The organism is Nocardioides sp. W7, assembly GCF_022919075.1.
Classification (GTDB): Bacteria; Actinomycetota; Actinomycetes; order Propionibacteriales; family Nocardioidaceae; genus Nocardioides.
Map to the genome: position 1 here is coordinate 3545311 of NZ_CP095078.1, position 22188 is coordinate 3567498.

Below are 22188 nucleotides of genomic sequence, written 5' to 3' on the forward strand. Positions count from 1 at the left end.
GCCAGCGGATTTCGGGGTCGGTGCCCGGCGTTGCCGTTTGGTCACCAACGGCACGCTCGGGGTCGCATTTGTTGCGGTTGGTGACCAAACGGCACGCCTCAGCGGACCCCGGTCGGTCAGCGCCCGGGTCCCGGGTCCCTCAGCGCGCGGGCCCGGCGTGGCCGGCGACGCAGCGCCAGCGGTCCTGCTCCTCCACCCAGATCTGGGTGACCGGCATCGCGAAGGTCAGCTCGACGCCGTCGCAGACGACCCGGTCGTGGACGACACAGGTGTGCACGCCGGTGCTGCCCACGATCACGACCCGGGGGTCGTCGAGGCGCTGCTCGAGCCAGCGCAAGGAGCCCTCGGTGTTGGCGCGGACGTACGACGCCCGGTCGAGCACGTCGCCGCGGTGGGTGGTCCAGGTGAAGTTCGGGTGGAGCAGGTGCAGCAGGTTGTCGGGGTCGCCCGACACCAGGGCCGCCGATCGCTGCTCGGCCGACGCCAGGACGCCGTGCCGCGCGGCGTCGGCGGGGTCCGGGACGTAGGCGTACCAGCCGGGCGCCTCCTCGACGAGCGGATCGGGGTCGGGGCACCGCTCGTCGAACGGCTCGGTGCCCGCGGGCCACACGGCCTCGGCCCGGAACGAGTAGTCGTCCTGGTCGACGGACTCCCAGACGAAGCGGACCTGCTCGCCCGCAGCGAGGCGGCGGTAGCCGTCCTCCACGAGGGCCGAGTAGTGCATCCAGCAACCACCGGGTGTCCGTTCGCTCGAGAGAACGCCCCAGCCCTCATCGTCGTGCCACTCCAGTACCTTGCCGGTCGCCATGGCGCTCAGTCTGGCGGACCGACGCTCAACCGACCACTGAGACCGCCGAGCCGGTGCGAAACTTGCTGACGACCAGCTGCGTCGGGATTCGGTCGCGCATCTCCGCGACGTGGCTGACGACGCCGACGACCCGACCGCCGTCACGCAGCGAGTCGAGAGTGTCGAGGACGTCGTCGAGGGTGTCGGCGTCGAGCGCGCCGAAGCCCTCGTCGACGAAGAGGGTGTCCAGGTCGGCGCCGCCGGTCTCCTGGGTGATCACGTCGGCCAGACCCAGCGCCAGGGCAAGCGAGACGACGAAGGTCTCGCCGCCCGACAGCGTCGCAGGGTCGCGTGACTCGCCGGACCAGTCGTCGCGGACCAGCAGGCTGAGGCCCCCTCGGGTCTCGCCGGCGCCCCTGCGGCCGGTGTGCTCCAACGAGTAGCGCTGGTCGCTCATCCGCGCGAGTCGCTCGTTGGCGGCGGCGACCACCTGGGAGAGTCGGTAGGCCAGGACGTACGCCGAGAGCCGCATCTGCAGCCGGTTGTCGGCGGACTTGCCCTCGACGAAGCTCGACAGCCGGGTGGTCAGCTCCAGCTCGGAGCGCACCGGCGCCCAGCGCTCGAGCGCGAGGGCGAGCTCGGCCGCCAGCAGGGTGAGCCGCTCGACCCGGTTGGCCCAGGCGGCCTCGGTGGTGCGGGCCGCGGTCAGTGCGGTCAGCGAGCGGGCGTGGGCGCGGGTCAGCGCCCGCAGGTCGGGTGCGGGGAACAGGCCGACCTGGTCGGCACCGGGCTCGGCGAGGACCGCCTCCGCATTGGCCAGCCGCCGCTCGTGGTCGGCGACCCGGGCTGCGAGCCGGTCGAGCTCGTCGCGGGGGAGGGCGGCGGCGACTGCGGCGGCGGCGTCGTCGAAGCCGGCCTCGGCGGCGGCCTCCTCGGACCGGCGGTCCGCCTCGCTGGCGGCGGCGGCCGCCGCGTCGCGGGCGTCGAGTGAGCGGAGCAGCGCCCGCCCGGACCGCTCCCGGCCGATCAGATCGGCCAGCAGGTCGGCGAGCGTGCCGTGGGGCGCTTCGTCGAGCACCCGGTCGACCTCAGCCCGGAGCATCGTCGCCTCCTGGCCGAGCAGCCGGAGCGAGGCGGCGGTCTCGGCGGCCTCGGCCTCCTGGCGACGGACCGCCTCGGAGACCGTGGTGCGCTCGGCCTCGGCAACGCCGAGTGACGCCTCGATCTGGGGGGCGACGGCCGCAGTGTCGGCGAGGGAGGCGTGACGCGAACGCAGGTCGTCGAGATCGGTCGGATCGCCCGCACGGGACATGGCGTGCCCGAGCCGGGTCGCCAGGTCGCGGGCCTCCACGTCGCGCAGGTGCTCGTCGGCCGCGGCCGTGTCGGCGGCCTTCTGGGCGGCCCGCTCGGCGGCGGCGTCGGGCGCACTCGCGGATCGCGCGGCCTTGTGGGGATGCTCGTGCGAGCCGCACACCGGACAGCTGGCTCCGACCGCGAGCCCGTGCGCGATCTCGGCCGCCATGCCCTCGAGCCGGGCCTGGCGGACGTCGAGCGCCCGGCTTCGGAGGTCCAGGGTGAGCTCGCGCGCCTCGGCGTGGACGACGCGCGCCCGCTCGAGGGCGACGGTGAGGGCGGCCACCTCCTCGTGCGCCGCGAGCCGCGCCGCCACCGAGTCGACCTCGGCCGCGGCGACCCGGGCGGTCTCGAGCCGGGCGCGCAGGTCGGTGACCAACGCGGGCAGCTCGTCGGCACGCCGACAGGAGACCTGGAGGGCTGCGGCCACGCGGTCACGCCGGGTCTCGAGCGAGGTCAGCTCCCGGTCGAGCACGGCCAGCCGCTCGGCCCGGGGCTGCAGGGCCCGGACCCGGGCCACGCTCTCGACGACCTCGGCGGTGTCGGACTCGACGCTCGCCCGGACGGTGCCCGGTGGCACCTGCGTCAGCGCCTGCTCGTGGGCGCGTCGGGCGTCCTGCGCGACGCGCCGGAGAGGTACGACGGTGGCGGCGCGACGGGCCGCCTCGACCCGGACCCGGGCGCCGGCGTGCTCGTCGGCCGCGGCGAGCAGCCGGCCGTGCTCGGCGGCGGCGGCCTCGACCCGGGCCTGCTGATCAGCGGTCGCCCGGCCGGCGTCCAGCGCGGCCCGGGCGCCCTGCTCGGCCTGGGCGACGACCCGGGTCGCGGCGGTGGCGGCGGAGAGTGAGCCGCGGGCCTCGGCCACCAGCTCGGCCGCCCAGGACGCGAGGGTCCCGTCGTCGGCATGGGCGGTGAGGTCGCGGACGTCCCAGTCGTCCGGGAGCGGGGTGTCCGCCGACTCGGAGAACCGGCTGACCAGGTCGGCGACGTCCTGGTGGACGCCCTCGGAGGAGCGGCGCAGGTCGATCCTCCGATCACGCAGCCAGCGCTCGACGTCCTCGAACCGACCGGTGCGGAAGAGCTGCTGGAGCAGCTGGTGGCGCTCCTCGGACCGGGAGCGCAGGAACGCCTGGAACCGGCCCTGCGGCAGCATCGCGACCTGGGTGAACTGGGTGAGGTTCATCCCGACCAGTCGGCTGATCAGATGGCCGGCCTCGTCGAGCCGGCTGGACAGCGGCACCCACCCACCGGCGACCCGCTCGGAGAGGGTCACCGACGCCTGCTGGCTGGTGGTGCCGGCGCCCCGCTTCTTGGGTCGCTCCCAGGCGGGCGAGCGGACCAGCCGGAACCGGCGGCCGGACAGGGTCGCCTCGAGCGTGACCCGCGGCGCGACGCCGGGCGCGGCCCGGTCGGACCGCAGCCGCCGGGCGGTGCTGCGGTCGCCGGGGACGTCGCCGTACAGCGCGAAGCAGACGGCATCGAGGACGCTGGTCTTGCCGGCGCCGGTGGGACCGGAGAGCAGGAACAGGCCGGCGCCCGACAGGTGGTCGAAGTCGATCTCGACGGTGTCGGCGAACGGCCCGAAGGCGGTGATCTCGAGGTGGTGGAGGCGCATCAGTCGCCCTCCGTGAGGACCGTGTCGACGTCGGAGTCGTCGCAGCAGGCGTCGACCGCCCGGAAGAGCAGTGCCGTCTCGTCGTCGGACGGCTCCGTGCCCCGGAGCTCGGTCATGAACTCGCGGGCGACGTCGTGGTCGGTGCGGCCGTGGGTGCGCTCGGCGGGCAGGCTGCCGAGCCCGGGGACGGCCGCCTCGAAGCCGAGCACGAGCGTGTGCGGGAACCGGCTGCGCAGCCGCTCCATCGCCCCGGTCGGGCGCGCTGCGTCGGTCAGCGTGACCTGCAACCAGGCGCTCTCGTGGGCCGCCAGGCCGGGGTCGCCCAGCAGCGACTCCAGCTCGCCGCGCAGCCGGGCGAGCGGCCGCGGCACCGGGGCCTCGACGAAGGTCGTCGAGATGACGCCCTCCGCGCCGAGGTCGACCAGCCAGGACCCCTTGTGCTGGTCGGCCTCCGAGAAGGAGTAGGCCAGCGGCGAGCCGCTGTAGCGGACGGACTCGGTGAGCGTATGCGGACCGTGCAGGTGGCCGAGCGCGGTGTAGGAGACCCCGTCGAAGACCGAGGTCGGCACCCGGGAGACGCCACCGACGCTGATGTCGCGCTCGGAGTCGCTCGGCTGCGCGCCCGCGACGAACGCGTGGGCGAGCACCACCGACCGGGTCGCGGCCGAGCGGTCGGCCAGGTCGGCGCGGACCCGACGCATCGCCTCGGTCAGGGCGGCCTCGTGGGAGCGCCCGGCGAGCCCCCAGGGCTCGCGGACCGCGTCGGGGTCGAGGTAGGGGATGCCGTGGACGGCGACCGGACCGTGCTCGTCCTCCAGCAGCACCGGGGTGCCCACGCGGCCGGCGTCGGTGCGGATGTAGACACCGGCCGCGTCGATCAGCCGGGAGCTGAACCCGAGCCGCTGGGCGGAGTCGTGGTTGCCGCTGGTCAGCACGACCTGCGCGCGCGACGCGGCCAGCCGGGCCAGGGTCTCGTCGGCGAGCCGGACCGCGTCGACGTGGGGGAGTGCCCGGTCGTAGACGTCGCCCGCGACCACGACCAGGTCGACCCGCTCGGCCGCGACCACCTCCAGCAGGTGGTCGATGTAGCTCGCCTGGTGGGTGAGCATCCCCTCGCGGTGGAACGACCGGCCCAGGTGCCAGTCGGAGGTATGGAGGATGCGCACAGGACGAACCTAGGAGGCGGCACCGACAGGGCGGCGTACCCACGCCGGGACGTGACGGATCAGGCGTAGCGCACGCAGCGGTCGGCGGAGACGAAGCCGTACAGCACCAGTCCGGCCTCCTCGGCCAGGCGCACCGACAGGCTGGAAGGCGCCCCGACCGCGACCAGCGAGCCGGTGCCGGCGGCGACGGCCTTCTGCACCAGCTCGAACCCGGCCCGACCGCTGACCACCAGGCAGGCACCGGCCTCGGGCGCGGCCCCCAGGATCCGGGCACCGGTCACCTTGTCGACGGCGTTGTGCCGGCCGATGTCCTCGCGGCCCACGAGCACCACGCCGTCCGCGTCGACGAGGGCCGCGGCGTGCACCCCGCCGGTGCGGGTGAAGACCTGCTGCTGCTCGCCCAGCCGGTCGGGCAGGGTCCGGACGACCTCGGGCGGCGGGACCGGCCCGGCCCAGCGCTCCCCACGAGGTACGTCGAGCACCGCGGCCACGCTGTCCTTGCCGCAGACCCCGCACGCGGACGAGCCGCTGGACGCGGCGTCGTGGCGGTGGCCCGGGTCGCGCGCGGGCGGCCCGGCGAGCGTCACCGTGACGACGTTGAACTCCTGCTCGGCAGTCAGCGCCTCGTCGGTGCAGTAGGCGACCCCACGGATCGCCGCGCCCGCCTCGACGATCCCCTCGTGCCGCAGCCAGCCGGCCGCGAGCTCGAAGTCGTGACCAGGGGTGCGCATCGTCACCCACACCCGCCGCGCGGCGGCTCCCGGCCAGGCCAGCCGGATCTCGAGCGGCTCCTCGGTCGCCAGCCGGTCCTCGCGCTCGCGCTCGGCCTTCTCGTCGAACTCCCGGACCCGGGTGCGGACCGTCGGGCCGGGACGGCGGGCCGTCACGAGGGGTACGCCGCGCGGACGTCGAGCATCCGCCGCAGCCGGTCGGTGACGTCGAGCAGCCGGCGTCGTACGGCGGGCTCGAGGCCGGGCGTGTCGGCGGCCGCGCGCGCCCGCTCGACGAGACCGGCGTCCAGCACGGTGATCGGGAAGAACGCCTCGGTCGCCTCGCCCAGCACCCAGCCCTTGTGCACGGCGGCGAGCCCGGGGACGGCGGCGAGGTAACGGTCGACGTAGGGCCCGGTGAGCTCGGGCTGGTCGGCCTGCCAGAGCCCCAGGCCGGCCGCCTCGATCTCGTAGTTGCTGGCGGTGACGTCACCGGTGAGCCGGGCCCAGGCGAACTCCTTGGCCTCCGGGGTCGGCAGCGACGCCCGGGCCCGGGTGTGCTCGACCCGGGCGAGGCCGGTGGGGTCGGAGGCGAGCTCGGCGTCCAGCTCGGCGGCGTCGGTGCCACCGAGGACGGCCAGCCGGACCAGCACCCGCCAGCGGACGTCGAGATCGGCCTCGATGCCGGCCGGCGCCTCGGCCAGCCAGCCACGCAGCACCGCGGGGTCGGTGGCCGACTTGACGGCGGCGCGGAACGCCGCGAGCTGGTGCTCGGAGCCCGGGGCGAGCGATGCCAGGAGGCCGGTCGTCGCGCCGTGCAACCGCTCCAGCGACCCGGCCGGGGAGACCGGCAGCAGGAACTGGAAGACCCACGGCTGGGTGCGCCGGGCGTTGCTGCGGTGCGGCGTGTCCTCGGTGTCCTCGACGGGGAACGACGCGACCGCCAGGTCGACGGCGTCGGCGGGGTCGAGCACGGCGTCGACGACCGCGGAGCGGACGGTGTCCCAGATGCCGGCGCGCAGCAGCGGGTCGGTGACGTCCGCGAGTCTGTCCTTCAGCGCCGCGATCGTCACCTCGTCCGGGTGGGTGACCGCCCAGGTGTCGCCGTACGGGTCGATCAGCAGCGGCGCGGCGCCCGCGTCGTACGACGTCTCCGAGCCGGTGAGGACGACCTGCTCGTCGGTCCAGCCGTCCGGCCCGCCGATCGCCACCCGGAGGGTGTGGGTGCGGTCGGCGGCACTGCCGGCCGGGGGAGTACGACGCAGGAGGCCGGCCGGCCGGTCCAGGCCGATCGTGTCCGCGCCGGCCGTCGTCAGCCACTGCTCGGTGAGCGGGCCGAGGTCGCCGGCGCCGGCGCGCTCCCAGCTGCCGAGCAGGTCGTGCATGGTCGCGTTGCCGAAGCGGTGCCGCTCCAGGTGGTCGACGATGCCACCGAGGAACACCTCGTCTCCGAGCGAGGTGTTGAGCTGGCGCAGGATGGTCGCGCCCTTGGCGTAGGAGATCCCGTCGAAGTCCTGCAGCGCGGCGACCGCGTCGACCGCTCCGTTGCCGGCCACGGGGTGGGTGCCGGGCCCCTGGTCGGCGCCCAGCCCCCACTGCCGGCGGGCGTAGGTGTTGTCCGCCCAGGCGTCGGCGTACTCGGTGGCGTCGGCGACGACCCGGTTGCCGAGGTACTCCGCGACCGACTCGTTGAGCCACAGGTCGTCCCACCAGCGCGGCGTCACGATGTTGCCGAACCACTGGTGCGCCATCTCGTGCGCGACCGTGGTGGCCCGGGTGATGCGCTGGCCGCGGCTGACCCGGGTGTCGAAGACCATCGGGTCGCGGAAGGTCACGCAGCCGGGGTTCTCCATCGCCCCGGCGTTGAACTCCGGCACGAAGGCCTGGTGGTAGCGGCCGAACGGGTAGCGGATCCCGAACAGCCGGTGCAGCTCGTCGAACGACTGCCGGGTCAGGGTCAGCAGCTCGTCGGCCTCCTTCTCCAGGGCGCCGGCGAGGCTCTGCCGGGCGCTCAGGCCGAGCGGGATGCCGTCGTGCTCGGCCTCGATCAGGTGGTACGGCCCGGCGACCAGGGTGACGAAGTACGTCGACAGCGGGTGGGTCGTCGCGAGCTCCCACACCCCCGGCTCCACCTGGTTCGCCGCGCCGTTGCCGAGCACCGTCCAGTCGGTCGGCGCAGTGACGTGGAAGGTGTACGGCGCCTTCAGGTCCGGCTGGTCGAAGCAGGCGAAGATCGTGGGGGCGGCGTCCATGAACGACATGCCGTAGACGTAGTGGCGCCCGTCGGCGGCGTCCACGCTGCGGTGCAGGCCCTCGCCGTCGTTGCGGAACGGCATCACGGCGTCGACGACCAGCTCGTTCGACCCCTCGACGGACTCCAGCGGCAGCCGGCCGCGGTCGAGGAGGTCGGGGTCGACCGGGGAGCCGTTGAACCGGATCGCGTTGACCCGCACCGGCTTGAGGTCGACGAAGGTCGGGCCGCCCCGGCTGGTGAAGGCGATCGTGGTGACCGACCCGAAGGTGGCCTCGTCGGCGGCGAGGTCGAGCCGGACGTCGTACCCCTCGACGGTGAGGAGGGCGGCCCGGGCCCGGGCCTCCGTGTGCTGAAGACTTCGAGAGGGTGCGGTCACCCCTCGAACTGTAGGACGCACCGCGCGACCTCTTCGCGTGTTCCCCGGTCAGGAGGGGTCGCGGTGCCTAGGCTGAGGCCCCCGTCGGCGCGACGCACGTCGCCCCGCCCTCGCCCTCGGAAGGGTTCCCCATGTCTCTGCTCCACCGCCGCCACCGGCTGGTGTCCTTGGCGACCGCAGCCACCCTGGCCCTCGGCCTCCCGGCGGTCGGCGCGACCCTCCTCGCGGGCCCGGCCCAGTCGGCCGACCCGGCCGCGGACTGCAAGGCGCCGTTCCCCGTCGACGAGATCGCGGCCGGCGACGCCGTCAACGGCCTCACCGTCGTGCGGGGCACCACCCCCACGACCTTCACCGGCGAGGTGCTCGGGGTCGTCGAGGACGGTATCGGGCCCGACATCCCGATGGTGATGGTCGATCTCGACATGCCCGAGTTCGCGAGCACCGGCGGGATCTGGCAGGGCATGTCCGGCTCGCCGGTGTACACCGCCGACGGCCGGCTCCTCGGCGCCGTGGGCTACGGCCTCGCGACCGGCCCGTCGCCGATCGCGGGCATCACGCCGTTCGAGCACATGAACGACTACTTCCCGGACGCCCCTGCCGCCCCGACGCGGGTGGCCCTGGGCAAGGCCGCCGCGCGCACCGTCGCGGCTCGGGCGGGCATCAGCACCGGGGAGGCGGCCCGCGGCTTCCGCGAGCTCCCGATGCCGATGGGCATCTCCGGCCTCTCCGCCCGGCGGCTGGCCCACCTCCAGGCCAAGGCCCCGGCCCTGGTCGAGAAGAGCAGCTACGTCCTGGGTCGCGCCGCCGCTGCGGCCCCCGGCGCCGAGACGATGGTCGCCGGGGGCAACCTCGCGGTGTCCGCGGCGTACGGCGACGTGACGATGGCCGGGATCGGCACCGTGACCTCGGTCTGTGCGGGCCGGGTCGTCGGCTTCGGGCACCCGATGGCGCTCTTCGGCGCGACCACGATGGGGCTGCACCCCGCGGACGCGGTCTACGTGCAGCCGGACCCGGTCGCGGCCCCGTTCAAGGTCGCCAACATCGGTCCGGCGGTCGGCACCGTCACCGACGACCGGCTGACCGGCGTGACCGGAACCTTCGGGGCAGCGCCCGCCTCGGCTGCCATCACCTCGAACGTCACCTACGGGACGCGCTCGCGCACCGGGAGCACGGCGGTCTCGGTCCAGGACTTCGCCCCCGACGTGACCCTGATGCAGCTCGTCGCCAACCAGGACCGGGTCGTCGACGGTGCCGCGAAGGGCTCCTCGCTGCTGACCTGGCAGGTCACCGGCGCCGAGGGCGGCAAGCCGTTCTCCCTGTCGTACACCGACCGCTGGACCAGCAGCGACCTGTCCTTCGAGAGCGCCCTCGGGGTCGCCGAGCTGGTGGCCTACCTGCGCTCGCTCGACGACGTCACCATCGGGTCGGTCACCGCGACGGCGAACCTGACCGACGACCTGCGGCGCCACACCCTCGCGGCCGTGGAGCAGCGGCGCGGGGGCCAGTGGGTGCGAGTCACCCGGCGGGCGCCCGCGATCGGTCGCGCCGGCAAGACGATCCGGCTGCGCGCGGTCGTCGGTGGCCGGGCAGGCAAGCAGGTGGTGCCGCTGAAGCCGATCAGCCTGCCGAAGCGGGCCCGGGGCGTGCTCATGCTCGTCGCCGAGGGCGGCGACGGCGCGTGGGCGAGCCCGTCCGGCACCCGGACCTCCCAGGTCGGCGCCGCGCTCGCGAAGCAGCTGCGCCACGACCAGATCCGCGTGCAGGTCGGGACTCCGAACAAGGTCGACCTCGGCGGCTCGGACCTCGACGAGCTGCTCGAGATGCTGGGCCGGCGTCGGGCCTCGTTCGTGCAGTCCCAGACGAGCGCGCCCCTGGGCCACGTGGTCGCCGGCTCCAAGACCCTCAGCGTCTTCGTCCGCTGACGACGACCTGACCGCGGGTCGCCGGCAGGACCGGCGACCCGCGCACGGGCGTTCGCGCGGTCGTATCGTCGGTCCATGGGTGCCGACGACGCACAGGCTCTGCTCGCGCTGATCCGGGAGTCCGTGATCGGCGAGGACCACCTGATGGAGACGCCGTACGGCGCGCGCCGGGTCACGTACGCCGACTACACGGCCTCCGGCCGGGCCCTGACCTTCCTCGAGGACTTCATCCGCGAGGAGGTGCTGCCGTCGTACGCGAACACCCACACCGAGTCCAGCGGCACCGGGCTGCAGACCACCCGGCTGCGTGAGGACGCCCGCGCGATCATCCACGCGGCCGTGGGCGGTGACGCCGACACGGTCGTGGTCTTCGCGGGTTCCGGCTGCACCGGCGCGATCGCCAAGCTCATCGGCGTGCTCGGGCTGCGGGTGCCCTCGGTGCTCGAGGACGCCTACGGGTTGTCCTCGCTGGTCCCGCCGGCCCAGCGACCGGTGGTGTTCCTGGGCCCCTACGAGCACCACTCCAACGAGGTGCCGTGGCGCGAGTCGATCGCCGACGTGGTGGTGATCCGCCAGGACGCGGACGGGGGAGTGGACGTCGACGACCTGCGGGCCCAGCTGGAGAAGCACGCCGACCGGGCCCTGAAGATCGGCACCTTCTCGGCGGCCTCCAACGTCACCGGGATCATCTCCGACACCGCCGGGATCGCCGAGCTGCTGCACGAGCACGGGGCGCTCAGCCTGTGGGACTTCGCCGCGGCGGCGCCGTACGTCGACATCTCGATGCGCGCCCTGCCCGGCCGGCCCGCGTCGTACAAGGACGCCGTCTTCATCTCCCCGCACAAGTTCGTCGGTGGCCCGCAGACGCCCGGCGTGCTGGTCGCGCGCCGCGAGCTCTTCGCCAACCGGGTGCCCGACGTGCCCGGCGGCGGCACGGTGGCCTACGTCAACGACGACGACCACCGGTTCCTCGACGACCCCACGCACCGCGAGGAGGGCGGCACGCCGGCGATCATCGAGGCGGTGCGCGCCGGGCTGGTCTTCCAGCTCAAAGAGGCGGTCGGCACCGACATCATCCGGGAGCGCGAGGACCGGCACCTGGAGCGGGCGGTCGCCGCCTGGCGCGGGGAGCCAGCCCTGGAGCTGCTCGGCAACCTGGAGGCCCGGCGGCTCTCGATCGTCTCGTTCGTGGTCCGCTCCCCGTCGGGCCGCTTCCTGCACCACAACTACGTCGTCGCGCTGCTCAACGACCTGTTCGGGATCCAGTCGCGGGGCGGGTGCTCGTGTGCGGGCCCGTACGGCCACCGGCTCCTCGGGATCGACCTGGAGCGCTCACACGAGTTCGAGCGCGAGATCGCCGGCGGCTGCGAGGGGATCAAGCCCGGTTGGGTGCGGGTCAACCTCAACTACTTCGTCTCCGACGCGATCGTCGACTACCTGGTCGAGGCGGTGCGGCTGGTGGCTCGTGACGGGTGGCGGCTCCTCGGCGACTACCGCTTCGACCCCTCCACCGGCCGGTGGCGGCACCGCGACGGGGTGGTGGCCCCGCCGCTCTCGCTGCACGACGTGTCGTACACCGGCGGCCTCCCGTCGTTCCCCACCAACCGGGCCACCGGAGGCGAGGAGCTGCTGGCCGCGCACCTGCGCGACGGCCAGGCGATCCTCGCCGCCGCGACCGGCCCCGACCTGACCTCGCACCCCGCCCTGCGGCCGGGGGTGATCAGTGCCGACTTCGAGCACCTGCGCTGGTTCGACCTCCCGGCTTCGAGCCTGCGAGAAGCCGACGAGGAGGTCGGGTCGAGTAGCCGCGCGAGCGACGAAGGAGCTCGCGACCGGCGTATCGAGACCACGGATCCCTAAGCAGACCGATCGCCCGCAACCCTTGCCGAGTCAGCAGAAGTAGCGGGCCGAGTCAGAGGCGGACGAGCATCTTGCCGGTGTTGGCGCCGGAGAGGACCCCCAGGAAGGCGTCGACGGCACGGTCGAGGCCGTCCTCGTAGGTCTCGCGGTAGGACAGCTCGCCCTCGGCGAGCCAGGCGCCCGCACGCTCGAAGAACTCCGCGGCGACGTCGCCGTGGTCGCTGACGATGAACCCGCGCAGCGAGAGTCGCTTGCTGACCAGCATCATCAGGTTCCGCGGACCGGGCGAGGGGACCTCGGCGTTGTAGTCGGCGATCATCCCGCAGACCGCGATCCGGCCGAAGTCGGCCATCGAGGAGATCGCCGCCTCGAGGTGGTCGCCGCCGACGTTGTCGAAGTACACGTCGACCGGCGCGTGCTCGGCGAGCTGGCGGCCGATCTTGGCCGCCTTGTAGTCGAGGCCGACGTCGTACCCCAGCTCGTCGGTGAGCCAGGCGACCTTCTCGGGCGAGCCGGCCGAGCCGATCACCTTCGCGGCCCCGAGCTTGCGCGCGAGCTGACCGGCGATCGAGCCGACCGCCCCGGCGGCGCCCGAGACGAAGACCGTGTCGCCCTCGCGCACCTCCGCGATCCGGGTCAGCCCGACGTACGCCGTCAAGCCCGGCATGCCGAGCACCCCGAGGTACGCCGAGGCCGGCACCCGGGAGACGTCGACCTTCCGGAACGACCGGGCGGGCCCGTGGGCGTGCTCGCGCCAGCCGAGCTGGTGCAGCACGGTGTCGCCCGGCTGGAGCGAGTCGTCTCCCGAGGCGACGACCTCGCCGACCGCCCCGCCGTCGAGCGGGGCGTCGAGCCGGAACGGCGGGACGTACGACTTCACGTCGTTCATCCGCCCCCGCATGTAGGGGTCGACCGACATCACGGTGTTGCGAACCAGGACCTCGCCGGGCCCGGGATCGGGGAGCTCGACCTCGACGGTGCGGAAGTTCTCGGGTGTCGGCCAGCCCTGCGGTCGTGAGGCCAGGTGGATCTCGCGGGTCGTGGTCGTCATGGGGCGATCCTGACAGGCGGGTGGTGGGCCGCAGGGGGTGCCGTTTGGTCACCAACCGCACCGAAAGAGCCCCGGGGGCTGCCGTTGGTGACCAAACGGCAGCCCCCGGGGCCGACGGAGAATTGCGCGGGTCAGCCCTGGAGGCCCACCGCGAACTCCACCTTCCCGGACGAATCGACGGCGGCGTCGAGCACCTTGTCGTCGAGCATGACGGCGGCGGTCTCGTCGAGGTAGATCGTCGCCCCCGCCTGCTCGACGACCTGGTCGCCGGGCTGAGGCTGGTCGGCAGCGCTGACGGCGAGCTCCGACTGGCTCTCGGAGGTGATGCGCAGGCCGGCGGTCTCGGGGAGGCCGGGCTGGGTGGAGATGTCCTTGACGATCGTGCTGGCGTTCTCGGTGAGGGTGAGCATGAACTCGCCTTTCCGATTGGCGGGCAGGTCAGCCTCCACGCAACCCGACGAGGGCCGCTCGTTCAAGTCGAGACGCATCCCGGGCGTGTCGGTCTGGCAGGCTGACCGCCATGAGCGACACCCCGGAGACCTATCGCAGCGTCAGGCTGGAGCGCACCGGCGACTTCACCTTCGCGGCCACCAACGAGCGTGGGGGAGTGCTGCCGATGGGCAGCGGGGAGGACGACTCCTTCACTCCCGTCGAGCTGCTGCTGGCGGCCCTCGCGGGATGCGGGGCCATCGACCTGGAGCACCTGACCGGCAAGCGCGCACCGTTCGCCTCCTTCGCCGCCCGCAGCGACGGGCACAAGGTGCGCGACGAGCGCGGCAACCACCTCGTCGACCTGCGGGTGACCTTCGACGTGTCCTTCCCCGAGGGGGAGGGCGGCGACCGGGCGCGCGAGTTCCTGCCGCGTGCCCTGTCCCAGATCGAGGATCGGCTGTGCGCGGTCGGTCGGACGGTCCAGCTCGGTGACCCGGTCCGCTACGTCGTCGGCCCGGTCGAGCCCTGATGGGGGAGGTACCCCGCTGGAGCGACGTGCCCGCCCAGCACGGCCGGCGGTACGTCGTCACCGGCGCCAGCAGCGGCATCGGCCTGGAGATCGCGCGGGCGCTCGCGGCGCGCGGTGCCCGGGTCACTCTCGCCGTCCGCGACGTGGCCAAGGGCGAACGGGTCGCGGCGCAGCTTTCCGGGGACGTCGAGGTGCGGCTGCTCGACGTCAGCGATCTCGCGTCGGTGCGGGCGTTCGCGGAGGCCACCGGTGAGATCGACGTCCTGGTCAACAACGCCGGCGTACTCGGCGTGCCGTACTCCCGCAGCGTCGACGGCTTCGAGCTGCACCTCGCGACCAACCATCTCGGCCACTTCGCGCTGGCCGACCTGCTGCTCCCGCGGATCACCGACCGAGTCGTGGTGGTCTCGTCCCGCTCCCACTTGAGCGGCGAGCTGGACGTGGACGACCTGCTGTGGGAGCGCCGGCGCTACCAGCCGTACGCCGCGTACGCCGCCTCCAAGCTCGCGAACATGCTCTTCCTGGCGGAGCTGCAGCGCCGGCTCACGGCCGCGGGCTCCACGCTGCGTGTCACCGGAGCCCACCCGGGCTCGACCGTCACCCAGATCACCGCCCACACCGGCAGCCCGGTCAAGACCCTCGTCGGCCGCTACGGCCACCCGCTGGTCGGCATGCCGGCCACCCGGGGGGCGCTCCCGATCCTGTACGCCGCCACGATGGACGTGCCCGGCAACACCTACATCGGCCCGCACGGGCTCAGCGAGCTGCGCGGCTGGCCGACCGCGGTCCGGCGCAGCCGACGCGCGCTCGATCCCGACCTCGCGAAGGCGCTGTGGGCGCGCTCGGAGGAGCTGACCGGCGTGGGCTTCCCGCTCTGAGCTGCGAGCGGATCAGTCGAGGGTGACCGACTTGATCTCGACGGGAGTCTTCGGCGCGCCGTCCTCGCTGCCGTCGGCCGTGCCAGCCGCGGCCGCGTCCGCGACGAGCCCGTTGCTCGCCTCGTCGAGCGTGCCGAACACCGTGTACGACGGCGGCAGCTGGGTGTCGGTGTAGCAGATGAAGAACTGCGAGCCGCCGGTGTCGGGCTGGCCGGTGTTGGCCATCGCGAGGGTGCCGGCCGGGTAGGACTTCGTCTCCTCCAGCTCGTCGGGGATGGTGTAGCCGGGGCCGCCGGTGCCGGTGCCGGTCGGGTCGCCGCACTGCAGGACGCCGAAGCCGGGGCTGGAGGTGATCCGGTGGCAGGTGGTCGAGTCGAAGTAGGCCTGCTCGGCCAGCGAGACGAACGAGTTGACCGTGCAGGGGGCCGCGGCGGCGTCCAGGGTCGCCTGGAGGTCGCCGATGCTGGTGGCGATGGTGATTGGCACGTCGCCGCTGACGTCGGCCTCGGTCGGCGGGGGCTCGACCTCCTTGGCGGCGCCCGCCGAGTCCTCGGGGTAGTCGCACGCCACCCCGGTGCCCTCCCGCTCCGACGACGCTGACGGCGACGACGACGAGTCGCTGCTGCCGGAGTCCACGGCGCTGCTGGACTCGTCGTCGCCGCACCCGGCGAGGAGGGACACGGAGGCCAGGACGGCGAGTACGGCGAAGGGACGCTTCAAGGACGACATGCGGCCGATCGTAGGGGAGGGGTCACGAATTCCGGCCACGGGCCGCGATCGGCCAGGGCTCCAGCGACCCGCTCCGGCGGGCCCAGAGGGTGTCGTGCAGGTTGACCGCAGCGCAGACGTGGTTGGGCACCAGGTCGACCACCGAGCCCAACGGCGGCAGGGTCGCGCCGGCCAGGTCCACCACGGCATGGTGCTCGGACAGCAGTACGACGCGGGCGTCGTCGTACGCCGGGAGCCGGCCCCAACCGGTGGCGTACGGCGCCCGGTCCGCGCCGAGCGCCTTGCTCCCGGCGTCGAGGACCAGTCGCCCGCCGGCGTGGCTGACGACGGTGGTCCGGCAGGTCAGGGCGATGTCGGCCGGGTCGCTCACGCCGAGCTCCCACTGCTGGGCGTCACCGAAGGCGTAGACGCCGGGCCGCAGCTCGGTGAGCAGGCCGAGGTCGGATGCGTCCAGGCTCGGGGTCGACCCGCCACTGAGCAACCGGACCTCGAGGCCGGCGGAGCGGAGCGAGGCGGCCGCCTCCGCCAGCGCTGCGGACTCGTCAGCGGCCGCGGAGGTCAGGGCGTCGGGCGCATAGCTGTGGCCGGGGAAGGTGAAGACCCCGCGCACCACCAGCCCGGCCCGCGCTGCGGCGAGGGCCACCGGGCCGGCGTCGCTGGCACGGACCCCGGATCGATGGTGTCCGCAGTCGACCTCGACCAGCGCCTCGACCCCCGAGCCGGCGAGCAGCCGGGCCGCCTGCTCCGCTCCCGTGAGGGAGTCGACGCCGATCGCCACCACTGCCCGCTCGGCGAGCGCCCGGAGCCGGGAGGCGGCTTCGCTGTCGACCCACAGCGGGAAGGCCACGAACACGTCCGGGCAACCGGCGTCGACGAACACCTCCGCCTCACCGATGGTCGCGACGGTCAGCCCGACGGCCCCGGCGTCGAGCTGGAGCCGCGCCACCTCCGGAGACTTGTGCGTCTTCGCGTGCGGGCGCAGCGCGACCCCCGCCGCCGTCGCTCGGTTCGCGACCCGCGCCAGGTTGGCGGTGAGCCGCTCGACGTCGACCCGGAGGTACGGCGTGCGGGGGCTCCTCACGGCTCCTCGTGGGTGTCGGGGTCACCGTCGAAGAGCCGCCCGTCGGGCCGGCCCAGTGCGGTGATCGCCTCCACCTCGGCCTCGGTCAGGTCGAAGGAGAAGACGTCGAGGTTGGACCGCTGCCGCTCCGGCGTCGCGGACTTGGGGATCGGGATCGACCCCAGCTGGAGCTGCCAGCGCAGGATCACCTGGCTCGCCGAGACGTCGTACCTCCGGGCCGCCGAGACGACCGGCGGCTCGGTGAACGGCGCCTGCCGCTTGCCGAGCGGGCTCCACGACTCGGTCTGGATCCCGAGCCGGTCGTGGACGGCGCGCATCTCGCGCTGGGGGAAGTACGGGTGCAGCTCGATCTGGTTGACAACGGGCGTCACGCCGGTCTCCGCGATGATCCGCTCCAGGTGCGCCTCGGTGAAGTTCGAGACCCCGATCGAGCGCACCACGCCCTGCTCGCGCAGGTCGACCAGCGCGCGCCAGGCCTCGGCGTACCTGTCGACGCTCGGGTTCGGCCAGTGGATGAGGTGCAGGTCGAGGTGGTCGAGCCCGAGCCGCTCCAGGGAGCCGTGCACGCTGGCGATCGCGTCGTCGTACCCGTGGTCGCGGCCGGGCAGCTTGCTCGTGACGAACAGCTCCTCCCGGGGGACGCCCGAGCGCCGGATCGCCTCGCCTACCTCGCTCTCGTTGCCGTAGTTCACCGCCGTGTCGATCAGCCGGTAGCCGACCTCGAGGGCGCTGACGACGGCCGCGATCCCGTCGTCGCCGGTGAGCGGGTAGGTGCCGAAGCCGATCCCGGGGATCGCCCGGCCGTCATGGAGAGTGCGGGTGGGGACGGTCATGGCGCCAGCCTAGGAGCACCATGGGTCCGTGGACCTGACCTCCGACTGCTCGCGCTGCTTCGGGCTGTGCTGCACCGCGCTGCCGTTCCAGCGCTCCTCCGACTTCGCCTTCGACAAGCGTCCCGACACCCCGTGCCAGCACCTCGACGCGGGCTTCGCGTGCTCGATCCACCTGACGCTCCGCGCGGACGGTATGACCGGGTGCACGGTCTTCGAGTGCTTCGGCGCCGGGCAGCACGTCTCCCAGGTGACGTACGGCGGCGTCTCCTGGCGCGACGAGCCCGGGACGGCGTCGGAGATGTTCGCGGTCTTCGCGCGGGTGCGCGATCTGCACGAGCTGCTGGTGCTGCTCGACGAGGCCGCCGCGCTGGTCCCCGACCCGGACGTCGATGGTCTGCGGGAGCGGGTCGCGAGCCTCGCCGCCGCCGATCCCGCCGGCGTGCTCGCGGTCGACCCGTTCGCGCTCCGCGACGAGGTCGGCCCGGTGCTGGAGCGCGTGAGCCGGCAGGTCCGCGGGACGGGGGCCGACCTGCGGCACGCCGATCTCGCCGGCACCGACCTGCGGGACCGCGTCCTGCGCGACGCCGACCTGCGGGGGGCGCTCCTGGTCGGAGCCGACCTGCGCGCCGTCGTACTCACCCGTGCCGACCTGCTCGGTGCGGACCTCCGCGGGGCCGACGTCGCGGGTGCCGACCTGTCGGCGGCGCTCTTCCTCACCCAGCCGCAGGCGAACGCGGCCCGGGGGAGCGCTGCGACCCGGCTGCCGGCTCGGCTGAACCGGCCGGGCCACTGGGTCTAGCTGCCCTCGTCGGGGGTTGCCGCGTGGCGCTCGGCGCCGTGGGTGCGTCGGTGCTCCTTCATGTCGGCTTCGTAGAGGTGACGCCGGCCGTCGACCAGCTCGTCGCGAGCGGCCCGCTCCAGCTCACGGAAGACCGAGTAGTAGCCGTCGTCGTATTCCTCGACGATCTGGAACGTCCACCGACCGCGGATCACGTTGCGGCCCACCAGCTCACGCTCGATCCGGTCGGCAAGTTCGGTGTGGCCCTCCTCGCGCAGCTCGGCGACCGCGTCGCCGAGGGTCAGGTCGGCTGTGCCGCTGAGCCGGTGGAAGGAGTAGAGGAAGCCCCGGGCGACCTCGACCGCCTCCAATGCCTCGGAGAGCCTGCCGAGCGCGCTGATCGTGGCGTCCGAGACGCCGTCGGGCCGCTGGTGCGCAGCATCCGGGCCCGACACGGTCATGAGGAGAGGACGTCGGTCGCCGAGACGGCGCCGTGGCGGCTCTCGATGGCGTCGGCGAGCTTCTCGATCTCGGCCTCGGTGAGGTCGACGCCGACCTCACCGGCGCCCTTGCGGAGCTCGCTGGCGACGGTGCTCTCGGTGGCTCCGTCCTGCCAGGAGCTGACCCGGTCGACGACGGCCTGCACGGCCTCCAGCTTCTCGGTGCGTTCGGTGCTCATGATGCGGCGGTATCCCTTCGCCCCCGGGGCTAATCTCGCCCGTATGGACCTCGGCCTCCACTACGCGAACTTCACCCACCCCGAATGGGACCGGCGGCTCGCGGATCGCCTCACCGAGACCGCCCGCGTCGCGGACCAGGGCGGAGTGTCGCTGCTGACGGTCATGGACCACTGGTTCCAGATGGAGGATCTCGGCGGTCCGGCAGAGCCGATGCTGGAGGGCTATACCACCCTCGGCTACCTCGCGGCCGTCACCGAGCGGATCAGGCTCAGCTTGCTGGTCACCGGCACGACGTACCGCCACCCCGGCCTGCTGGCCAAGACCGTCACCACCCTCGACGTCCTCTCGCGCGGCCGGGCGATGCTCGGCCTCGGCGCGGCCTGGTACGAGCGCGAGCACCTCGGCCTCGGCGTGCCGTTCCCGCCGCTGAAGGAGCGCTTCGAGCGGCTCGAGGAGACCCTGCAGATCTGCCGGCAGATGTGGAGCGACGACGACGGCCCGTACGACGGCGACCACTACCGGCTCGCCGAGACCGTCAACGTCCCACCGCCGGTGCAGCGGCCGCACCCGCCCGTGCTGATCGGGGGATCGGGGGAGCGCAAGACGCTCCGCCTGGTCGCGGAGTACGCCGACGCCTGCAACCTGTTCGGCGAGTCGCCGGAGCAGGTCGCCCACAAGCTGGACGTGCTGCGCAGGCACTGCGACGACGTCGGTCGCGACTACGACACCATCGAGAAGACGATGATCGGCTCGGTCGACCCGCTCGTCGACGTCGACGGCTTCGTCGCCGACCTGGAGCGGTACGCCGCCCTCGGGATCGGCCTCGTCACGCTGGTGCCCCCCGGAGACGACCCCGTCGCGTGGACCACGGCGGTCTGCGAGAAGGTGCTGCCCCGCCTTGCCGGGCTCTGAGCGCCTGCCTCGCCGCGCGCTGCTCCTGATCGCGCCGGTGCTGGTGGCGTGCTCCGCCGGTGACACCGGGTCCGGGCCCTCGTCTCGCGAGCCCGGTCGGACGGCATCCAGCGCCGCGCCGACGGTGCCGAGCGAGCCTCCCACCTCGCCCACCGGGACACCGGCGGAGACCCCGAGCGGCCCGGCACCCAGTGACGGGACCCCACGGCGGGCTCGATTGACGATCCCGGCGCTGGAGATCCGGGACCTGGTGGTGGTTCCGTACGTCGGCTTCACCGACGACGCCCCCGGCACCGAGATCCAGAACCGCGGCCGGGCGGCCAGCCCGCACGGCCCACGCGGCGGGACGGGCCCGGGCGGGGTCGGCAACTACCAGGTGACCGCGCACCAGCTCTCCTCCACGCGGGCCTTCGAGTTCCTGCCTCGGCTGGGCCGCGGTGATCGCGTGCGGGTCGAGGCCGGGGGAGTCCGCTACACCTACCGGATCACCGGCACCCGCGAGACGTCGTTCCGATCACCCCGGTCACTGCGCGAGCAGCGCGCCGCCGTCCCCGGGCGGCCGGGAGTCGAGCCGACCACCGCGATGATCACGCTCTCGACCTGCGCGACGCTCGAGGACCACGCCGCCGGGAACTACTGGTCGGATGAGTTCGACAACCCCGAGCACCGCATCGACAAGATCGGTGTGCTCGTCGCAGTCGCGCCCGCGGGCTGAGTTTCCCCGGCTGATGCTTGATGCGTGATGTCTTCGGAGGTAGCCTGGCCGCGTGCGGACGACCCTGACCATCGACGACCGGGTGCTTGCCGCGGCCCGCAGCCGGGCGCAGCGTCGGGGGATCTCCGTGGGTGACGCACTCTCGGAGCTGGCGCTGATCGGCTACGAGACCGAGACCTCGGCGGTCGCTCCACCGGCCGGCTTCCCGATGCTCGCCCCCGTGGCCGGACACGTCATCACGGTCGAGATGGTGGATGACGCCCTCGCTGAGGAGTGACGAGAGGCTCGCCCTCCCGGACGTCAACGTCCTGGTCGCGCTCACGAACCCGTCCCACGTCTTCCATGCCGAGGCACACCGCTGGCTCGGGGGAGTCACGCGTTTCGCAACGACACCCGTGACGGAGAGCGGCCTGGTCCGGATGTTGCTGAACCCGGCGGTCGCTGGTCAGGCCGTGTCGATCGAGCAGGCGCTGGCCGTCCTTGCCGGCATCCGCGCCGACGCCCGTGCCGAGTTCGTCGCCGACGACACCAGCCTCGCCGACGCGGGGATCGACACCACCGGCCTTGCCGGCTACCGCCAGGTGACGGACTGGCACCTGGTGAACCTGGCGGCGCGGTACGAAGCCGCTCTGGTCACCTTCGACCGCAGGCTCGCCCGAGCGGTCATGCCGGCGGACGCGGCCCGTGTCCTGTCGATCGGTTGACCGGAGTGCCCGTTCAGGCACCGGGGGAGATGTCCGACGGCGGTTCTCCCGTCAATCTTGACCGAGATGTACGTTTCGGCGCTTTCGTACTAAAGTGGGACCATGCCGGAGATGTCCCTGACCGAGGCCCGCAGTCGGCTCGCCGACGTCATCGACGAGGCTCGGGTCGGGCACGACCCGGTCTTCCTCACACGTCGGGGACGACAGGTCGCCGCAGTGATCGACGCCGACGACCTGCGTCAGCTCTTGGAGGCCGCCGAGGACCTGGCGGACATCCGGGCCGCCCAATCGGCACGCGAGGAGATGGCGGTCTCCGGCGAGTCTGCGGTGTCGTTGGCCGACCTCAAGGCCGAGCTCGGTATGGCCTGAATCGGCGAGACGATCGCCGATTCAGGACCTCGCGGCATAGGGCCCCCATGACTCACAGCGTTGATCTCTCACCGTCGGCGGCCCGGCAGTTGCGCAAGCTCGACCCGCAGGCGCGTCGTCGCATCGTCACCGTCCTCGAGCTGCTGAGCACCGAACCACGGCCCGCCGGGGCGAAGAAGCTCGTCGGCGGAGAGGGCGAGTGGCGCGTGCGCACCGGTGACTACCGCATCGTTTACGAGATCCACGACACGATCCTGCTGGTGCTCGTCGTTGCTGTCGGGCACCGCCGAGACATCTACCGGGGGTAGCCCGCGTTGGGCAGGTCGGGAATCACACTCGTGTCGATGCGGGCTCGGGCCACCCAGCGGGGAAGTGGATCAGTTCCAGCCGCATTGGCTCAGCTGGTGCAAATCTAGACTACTTGACATAATGTCAGTTATCGGCGATATCTACC

At 73.2% G+C, this 22188-nt stretch carries 23 protein-coding genes; 11 read left to right on the forward strand and 12 right to left on the reverse strand.

Annotated elements, in window-relative coordinates:
• Positions 1–139: 139 nt before the first annotated feature.
• Genes MUB56_RS16775 through pepN form a run of 5 tightly spaced genes read right to left on the reverse strand, consistent with a single transcriptional unit; the run spans position 140 to position 8261 of the window.
• Positions 140–808 (reverse strand): DUF4440 domain-containing protein, encoded by a 669-nt coding sequence (locus tag MUB56_RS16775; protein WP_244928157.1) that lies wholly within the window; start codon positions 806–808, stop codon positions 140–142.
• 25 nt (positions 809–833) lie between these two features.
• On the reverse strand, positions 834–3755 hold the full coding sequence (locus MUB56_RS16780) for an SMC family ATPase (protein ID WP_244928158.1): 2922 nt from the start codon (positions 3753–3755) through the stop codon (positions 834–836).
• Entirely contained in the window at positions 3755–4921 is a 1167-nt protein-coding gene (locus tag MUB56_RS16785; RefSeq protein WP_244928159.1) for an exonuclease SbcCD subunit D, read from the reverse strand. The genes MUB56_RS16780 and MUB56_RS16785 overlap by 1 nt, the downstream gene beginning before the upstream one ends.
• Before the next feature lie 59 nt (positions 4922–4980).
• Complete coding sequence (locus tag MUB56_RS16790) at positions 4981–5808, reverse strand: formate dehydrogenase accessory sulfurtransferase FdhD (protein ID WP_244928160.1); 828 nt, start codon at positions 5806–5808, stop codon at positions 4981–4983.
• Positions 5805–8261: an aminopeptidase N gene (pepN, locus tag MUB56_RS16795; RefSeq protein WP_244928161.1), complete on the reverse strand. Its 2457-nt coding sequence runs from the start codon at positions 8259–8261 to the stop codon at positions 5805–5807. Before pepN ends, MUB56_RS16790 begins: the two co-directional genes overlap by 4 nt.
• A gap of 131 nt (positions 8262–8392) precedes the next feature.
• On the opposite strand from pepN, the gene MUB56_RS16800 reads away from it, so the two are divergent.
• Together MUB56_RS16800 and MUB56_RS16805 are read left to right on the forward strand one after the other, a co-directional pair.
• Positions 8393–10183 carry a SpoIVB peptidase S55 domain-containing protein gene (locus MUB56_RS16800; RefSeq protein WP_244928162.1) on the forward strand — a complete coding sequence of 597 codons (1791 nt, stop codon included), beginning with the start codon at positions 8393–8395 and terminating at the stop codon, positions 10181–10183.
• 75 nt (positions 10184–10258) lie between these two features.
• The gene (locus MUB56_RS16805; RefSeq protein WP_244928163.1) at positions 10259–12043 is read left to right on the forward strand and encodes an aminotransferase class V-fold PLP-dependent enzyme; all 1785 of its coding nucleotides are present in this window, start codon (positions 10259–10261) and stop codon (positions 12041–12043) included.
• Between the two features lie 52 nt (positions 12044–12095).
• Here the strand turns inward: MUB56_RS16805 and MUB56_RS16810 are convergent, their stop codons facing one another.
• Both MUB56_RS16810 and MUB56_RS16815 read right to left on the reverse strand, forming a co-directional pair.
• Positions 12096–13094 carry an NADP-dependent oxidoreductase gene (locus tag MUB56_RS16810; protein ID WP_244928164.1) on the reverse strand — a complete coding sequence of 333 codons (999 nt, stop codon included), beginning with the start codon at positions 13092–13094 and terminating at the stop codon, positions 12096–12098.
• A 131-nt stretch (positions 13095–13225) separates the two neighbouring features.
• A complete protein-coding gene (locus MUB56_RS16815; protein ID WP_244928165.1) occupies positions 13226–13504 on the reverse strand; it encodes a Fe-S cluster assembly protein HesB in 279 nt (92 codons plus the stop codon).
• Between the two features lie 110 nt (positions 13505–13614).
• On the opposite strand from MUB56_RS16815, the gene MUB56_RS16820 reads away from it, so the two are divergent.
• Both MUB56_RS16820 and MUB56_RS16825 read left to right on the forward strand, forming a co-directional pair.
• Entirely contained in the window at positions 13615–14055 is a 441-nt protein-coding gene (locus tag MUB56_RS16820; RefSeq protein WP_244928166.1) for an OsmC family protein, read from the forward strand.
• Complete coding sequence (locus MUB56_RS16825) at positions 14055–14933, forward strand: oxidoreductase (RefSeq protein WP_244928167.1); 879 nt, start codon at positions 14055–14057, stop codon at positions 14931–14933. The genes MUB56_RS16820 and MUB56_RS16825 overlap by 1 nt, the downstream gene beginning before the upstream one ends.
• 12 nt (positions 14934–14945) lie before the next feature.
• Here the strand turns inward: MUB56_RS16825 and MUB56_RS16830 are convergent, their stop codons facing one another.
• The 3 genes from MUB56_RS16830 to MUB56_RS16840 are packed head-to-tail and all read right to left on the reverse strand — an operon-like array spanning position 14946 to position 17576.
• Positions 14946–15662, reverse strand: a complete 717-nt coding sequence (locus MUB56_RS16830) for a peptidylprolyl isomerase (RefSeq protein ID WP_244928168.1) — start codon at positions 15660–15662, stop codon at positions 14946–14948.
• 22 nt (positions 15663–15684) lie between these two features.
• On the reverse strand, positions 15685–16743 hold the full coding sequence (locus tag MUB56_RS16835) for an alanine racemase (protein WP_244928169.1): 1059 nt from the start codon (positions 16741–16743) through the stop codon (positions 15685–15687).
• Positions 16740–17576 (reverse strand): aldo/keto reductase, encoded by an 837-nt coding sequence (locus MUB56_RS16840; RefSeq protein ID WP_244928170.1) that lies wholly within the window; start codon positions 17574–17576, stop codon positions 16740–16742. Before MUB56_RS16840 ends, MUB56_RS16835 begins: the two co-directional genes overlap by 4 nt.
• A gap of 28 nt (positions 17577–17604) precedes the next feature.
• Between MUB56_RS16840 and MUB56_RS16845 the strand changes: the two genes are divergently transcribed.
• Positions 17605–18375, forward strand: coding sequence for a pentapeptide repeat-containing protein (locus MUB56_RS16845; RefSeq protein ID WP_244928171.1), 771 nt, complete (start codon positions 17605–17607; stop codon positions 18373–18375).
• Here the strand turns inward: MUB56_RS16845 and MUB56_RS16850 are convergent.
• Together MUB56_RS16850 and MUB56_RS16855 are read right to left on the reverse strand one after the other, a co-directional pair.
• Positions 18372–18815 carry a hypothetical protein gene (locus tag MUB56_RS16850; protein ID WP_244928172.1) on the reverse strand — a complete coding sequence of 148 codons (444 nt, stop codon included), beginning with the start codon at positions 18813–18815 and terminating at the stop codon, positions 18372–18374. The two genes, MUB56_RS16845 and MUB56_RS16850, sit on opposite strands and share 4 nt — an antisense overlap.
• Positions 18812–19033, reverse strand: a complete 222-nt coding sequence (locus MUB56_RS16855; RefSeq protein ID WP_244928173.1) for a hypothetical protein — start codon at positions 19031–19033, stop codon at positions 18812–18814. Before MUB56_RS16855 ends, MUB56_RS16850 begins: the two co-directional genes overlap by 4 nt.
• Before the next feature lie 43 nt (positions 19034–19076).
• On the opposite strand from MUB56_RS16855, the gene MUB56_RS16860 reads away from it, so the two are divergent.
• The 6 genes from MUB56_RS16860 to MUB56_RS16885 all read left to right on the forward strand — a co-directional run bounded on the left by MUB56_RS16860 (position 19077) and on the right by MUB56_RS16885 (position 22042).
• Positions 19077–19946: an LLM class F420-dependent oxidoreductase gene (locus MUB56_RS16860; RefSeq protein WP_244928174.1), complete on the forward strand. Its 870-nt coding sequence runs from the start codon at positions 19077–19079 to the stop codon at positions 19944–19946.
• Positions 19947–20163: 217 nt separating this feature from the next.
• Complete coding sequence (locus MUB56_RS16865; protein WP_244928175.1) at positions 20164–20661, forward strand: sortase; 498 nt, start codon at positions 20164–20166, stop codon at positions 20659–20661.
• A gap of 52 nt (positions 20662–20713) precedes the next feature.
• Positions 20714–20938, forward strand: coding sequence for a DUF2191 domain-containing protein (locus tag MUB56_RS16870; RefSeq protein ID WP_244928176.1), 225 nt, complete (start codon positions 20714–20716; stop codon positions 20936–20938).
• Complete coding sequence (locus MUB56_RS16875; RefSeq protein WP_244928177.1) at positions 20916–21365, forward strand: TA system VapC family ribonuclease toxin; 450 nt, start codon at positions 20916–20918, stop codon at positions 21363–21365. The genes MUB56_RS16870 and MUB56_RS16875 overlap by 23 nt, the downstream gene beginning before the upstream one ends.
• Before the next feature lie 102 nt (positions 21366–21467).
• On the forward strand, positions 21468–21734 hold the full coding sequence (locus MUB56_RS16880) for a type II toxin-antitoxin system Phd/YefM family antitoxin (RefSeq protein WP_244928178.1): 267 nt from the start codon (positions 21468–21470) through the stop codon (positions 21732–21734).
• Between the two features lie 47 nt (positions 21735–21781).
• Positions 21782–22042: a type II toxin-antitoxin system RelE/ParE family toxin gene (locus MUB56_RS16885; RefSeq protein ID WP_244928179.1), complete on the forward strand. Its 261-nt coding sequence runs from the start codon at positions 21782–21784 to the stop codon at positions 22040–22042.
• The last annotated feature ends 146 nt before the right edge of the window (positions 22043–22188 follow it).